This window comes from Nostoc cf. edaphicum LEGE 07299 (assembly GCF_015207245.1).
Classification (GTDB): Bacteria; Cyanobacteriota; Cyanobacteriia; order Cyanobacteriales; family Nostocaceae; genus Nostoc; species Nostoc edaphicum_B.
Genome location: NZ_JADEXF010000442.1, coordinates 1 through 4,519, shown reverse-complemented (window position 1 = coordinate 4,519; position 4,519 = coordinate 1). Strand labels below are relative to the sequence as shown.

At 40.4% G+C, this 4,519-nt stretch carries 4 protein-coding genes and 1 pseudogene; 2 read left to right on the top strand and 3 right to left on the bottom strand.

The genetic code is table 11. The annotated features are described in order from the left end of the window. Positions 1–343: 343 nt before the first annotated feature. The 3 genes from IQ229_RS14355 to IQ229_RS14345 form a co-directional block, all read right to left on the bottom strand. Complete coding sequence (locus IQ229_RS14355) at positions 344–814, bottom strand: NADAR family protein (protein ID WP_194044756.1); 471 nt, start codon at positions 812–814, stop codon at positions 344–346. Positions 815–1,053: 239 nt separating this feature from the next. Beyond that, the gene (locus IQ229_RS14350) at positions 1,054–1,833 is read right to left on the bottom strand and encodes an SDR family oxidoreductase (protein WP_194044754.1); all 780 of its coding nucleotides are present in this window, start codon (positions 1,831–1,833) and stop codon (positions 1,054–1,056) included. A gap of 110 nt (positions 1,834–1,943) precedes the next feature. Continuing rightward, positions 1,944–2,783: a nuclear transport factor 2 family protein gene (locus tag IQ229_RS14345; RefSeq protein WP_194044752.1), complete on the bottom strand. Its 840-nt coding sequence runs from the start codon at positions 2,781–2,783 to the stop codon at positions 1,944–1,946. An 84-nt stretch (positions 2,784–2,867) separates the two neighbouring features. Here IQ229_RS14345 and murG point away from each other — a divergent pair, with 84 nt between their 5' ends. Further along, positions 2,868–3,941 carry an undecaprenyldiphospho-muramoylpentapeptide beta-N-acetylglucosaminyltransferase gene (gene murG / locus IQ229_RS14340; protein WP_194044750.1) on the top strand — a complete coding sequence of 358 codons (1,074 nt, stop codon included), beginning with the start codon at positions 2,868–2,870 and terminating at the stop codon, positions 3,939–3,941. A gap of 25 nt (positions 3,942–3,966) precedes the next feature. Continuing rightward, a pseudogene (locus IQ229_RS14335) lies at positions 3,967–4,519 on the top strand (hypothetical protein); the annotation flags it as partial.

Here is a 4,519-nt window from a genome sequence, read left to right as displayed (position 1 = left end):
GCCCTTATGTGGATTTAAGGAGATATAAAACCGCTGTATCATTAATTACTTCTCAAGTTTCATCTCAAGTCTAAAGTTAAGAAATTTTTAATCATTGACATTTACTAATTTTATATTCTCAATCATTAAACTATTCCAGTAATTTTACTTAATTTGGCTCTGGAATAATTTCTTGAAATTAAAAATATTTTTTTAATATTTTGCCCATTAATTCAATTAATTAAAATTTCTTCCAAGCAATAACTAAGTTATTAGTAATTATTTAAAATATTTTTGACTGGGGAATTTGACTATTCCCCGTTTAATTGCTGACTTTATGTTGAATGTAACTCTTTTGATTAAATTATTCGTAAATTACTGTTAAAGATAATAAATTACGAATTTCTTCACGCACACTCATGAGAGTTTTACCGAGATGGTTTTGACCACTTTTATTAGCACCACAACCCCAAAAAGAATCGGTTGGGGAGTTTTCAACCAAAATTTCATCACCTGTCTTCAGGAGAACTTCTCTGATATCAGTATGAGTGAGAAACTTTTTGAGTACAGCTTCTCGCATAATTTGAGTTTTCACCAAATCCCAGTCTCGACGGAGTTGGCGAGTGCCACTTCTTCCCAAAGTGGCAGCTTCTTCTGGGGTGGCGGCAGCATGGATGAGAGGTATAATTGCCGCATCCCTGCTGCCTACAAACTTTTGCGCTTGATAATAATGCTCAACCGTTGGCCAGTAAGCACCGTCGATGTGGATTCCGTGGGGAGAAAAGTTAGAAAAACAGCCATAAGGCTGCCAAACCTTATAAAAGTAAATGGTCATTTGAAAATTGCTCTTTTATATATCAATTTCACTCTAGCTGAGTAGCTAAAGCCTTAACAAACTCTCTAGACGTAAACTGAAACATAAACTGTAAAACTTTAGATATCTGGTTTAAATATGCGTTATCCAGAACCCTTGTAGAGACGTAGCACTGCTATATCTCTACAATTTTTCTACTAAATATCTCTTGAGTAGAGTAAGTAAAAGGGGTAAGCTTTTTTAGAATCGTATGAGATGGGTTACTTTGATGTTCGTCGATTAACTAGGGTAGCGCTAGCTTGGTCAACAGGCATTAGCACAACTTCATTAATATTGACATGGGGCGATCGCGTCACACAGAAAAATATCACATCAGCCACATCATCGGCTGTTAGGGGTGTAACTCCCTGGTAGACTTTGTTGGCGCGTTCAGTATTTCCGTGAAAGCGTACCTCGCTAAATTCCGTTTCTACCATACCAGGGTCAACGGAAGTTACACGTACTTGTGTTCCTAATAGGTCTTGTTTTAAACCTTCAGAAATTGCTCTGACAGCAGCTTTGGTAGCACAGTAGACATTACCACCGGGATAGGTTTGATGTCCGGCGATGGAACCTAAATTTACCACATGACCGCGATCGCGACTTACCATTCCCGGAACGACATAGCGGGAGACGTAAAGTAAACCCTTAACATTAGTATCAATCATGTCTTCCCAGTCTTGAAAGCTGCCTTCGTGCAACTTGTCTAAACCGCGACTCAAGCCAGCATTATTAATGAGAATGTCGATATCAGACCAGGCAGAGGGTAAAGTCGCAATGGCAGATTCAACAGCATGGCGATCGCGCACATCTAATTGTAGTAAATGAATTTCAGTACTAAAATCTTTACTTAGAGTATCTGCTAGCTGCTGCAAACGTTCTAACCGTCGTGCTGCTAAAATCAGTTTTGCACCCGCACCAGCAAAGATTTTTGCACAGGCAGTACCAATACCACTACTTGCACCAGTGATCAAAATAATTTGATTTTGTAGGGAAATCATTAGGATAGTTAGGAGTGAGGAGTTAACAGTTATGAATTATGAATTAGCACAAGTTTCATCGTTCATAATTTATCATCAGTCGGTCATAACTCCTAACTCCTAACTCCTAACTACTTCTTCACTACTTGCAAACGCTGAGTTACCATAGTCATTCCATTACCCCGCAGGATGACCGCAGAAACCCATTGGCTACCTGGGGTAGATGGTGCTTGTCCAACTTTAAACAGTCCGCCAGATGTTAATAATTGCAAATCCACGGGTGTAGGGTTAAGAAATTTATCTGGTTTGATGGGTTCTTCTAGCGCCGTTCCTAGTAGAAAATCATCACCAAGTGGCTCTTGGACGATCGCATCAAAATTATACTTCTGACCAACTTGCACCTGCTGTGGTAATTTAAAATCAATTTGGGGTGGTTTGCTACCAGAGGTAAGCAAGGTGCGTTCTGACAAAATGTCTTGGCGGACTATTTTTCCGCCTTCAATACGCTGACGCGATTTAATCGTCGCATTGAGAGCCAACTTATTAGTGTTACCAGAGGGTAAGCCAGTTATCTTTGTTTCTGTTTCAGCAATAATCCCATTGGCTTCAGGTTTTGAAGATAGCAGTTTCGTGCTGTATTGCAATTTCGGATATCGTTGCCAAAGTGAAGTCAAAGACTTTTCCAGGGTTTGGAGGTTTAATCCATCGCCATGAGTGAAATTGGGGCTGTAAAATTGCAACACTCCTCTGACATCGCCTCGGCTAGCAGCGCTATCAACTTGTGTCAACAGGTTTTTCAGATCGGCTGGTGCATTTTGGGGTGTTGTGGCTTGGGATAATTGCTGTGGTGTCGCAGCCTCAGTACGTTGCCAACCAGTTGTTAAACCAATAGTCAGTAGGAGCGAAACCAGCCAGATATTTGCTGGAAATTTGAGTTGTCGTCTCACTAAGGCGGTAATAATGTTAGTCATTGGTAAGAATTTACTGATTTGATTAGAGAAAGTAAGCAAATTGTTTTATCTTAGTTAAGCTAGACGCTAAACGGTAGAGGTTTGATGGCAAACGCACCGATACGATTATTAATAGCTGCCAGTGGGACTGGTGGACATTTGTTTCCAGCGATCGCCCTGGCGCAAAAACTTCCAGACTATCAAATAGAATGGCTGGGAGTACCCGATCGGCTAGAAACTCAACTTGTCCCCAAACACTATCCCTTGAATACTATTGCAGTTGAAGGGTTTCAGCAAGGGTTTGGAGTTTCCTCGATTCGCATTTTGGGTAAACTCGCCCTTTCGATTCTAGAAGTCAGACGAATTCTCAAACAGGGACATTTTCAAGGGGTGTTTACCACAGGGGGTTATATTGCCGGGCCAGCCGTCATTGCAGCGCGTTCCCTCGGTTTACCCGTGATTTTCCACGAATCTAACGCCTTACCAGGTAAAGTAACTCGCTTTTTTGGCCCTTGGTGTAGTGCGGTAGCCTTGGGATTTGAAGTAGCTGCTAAGTATTTACCTCGTGCCAAAAATGTCTATGTTGGTACTCCTGTAAGAGAGCAATTTCTTGATGGGGCAATTAATGCACCACTGGATTTAGCTATTCCTGATGGTGTGCCTTTAATTGTTGTTTTTGGCGGTAGCCAGGGTGCAGTTGCAGTAAATAAGTTGGTGCGCGAATCTGCAAAAGCTTGGTTTGATGCTGGTATTTATGTAGTACATTTAACTGGCGATCGCGATTCCGAAGCAGATAGTCTCAAACATCCACAGTACATAGCCTTACCTTTTTACAATAATATGGCAGCGTTGTTGCAACGAGCAACTCTTGCTATTAGTCGTTCTGGCGCAGGTAGCTTAACAGAATTGGCAGTGTGTGGAACGCCAGCGATTTTGATTCCTTACCCCTTTGCCGCAGAAGACCATCAATCTTACAATGCAGACGTATTTACTTCATCGGGTGCAGCGTTAACGTTGAAGCAATCTGAGTTGACGACTGAAGTATTGCAAAATAATGTGTTGAATTTATTGCAGTCACCACAAGATTTAGCAAAGATGGGGGAAAAAGCTTATGCGATCGCAGTTCCTGATAGTGCCGACAAGTTGGCGCAGTTAGTGCGTGAGGTGATAGAAAAATAACTTTGATTATTTAATATTAAAGAATATGTTATTTAGCAAAAAATTCCGCTTTACAGTAGGTTGTGCTGCCTTATTACTTGTCAGTTTAGCAAGTAGTTATCTATATACCGACTCAAAAACTAAACAACTAACTCCACAAAATCAGTCATTTACTCAAGAAGAAAATTCTGCCCTACTTCAATCACAGATTTCTCTGACCTCAAATCAAGCTGCCGAACAACTTAACACAAGATTTCAAAATGCTTTTTCATCTCGACAGAATTTGTTAGCAGCATCTGCACCCTATCCAATTGTTGATGAGTTCAAAAAATATAAATTTAACATTAATGGCAGCCAAATTGCTACTCCAGGAAAACTACCAAATAGTAAGGTTAAATTCAATCAAGGAGATTTATTAACTGTTCTCGTTAATACTAAAAAATATTTTCAAGATTATGCTTCAAAAGACCCAGATATTATGCGTACAGGAGTGCTTGCTACTCAGGGAGTTACTGTACCAGATGTCCTCAAAACTTTGGATTTCATGATTGCTGTTTTGAAGGAGGATATTGCTAATAATCGGGCTACTCGTTTACAAG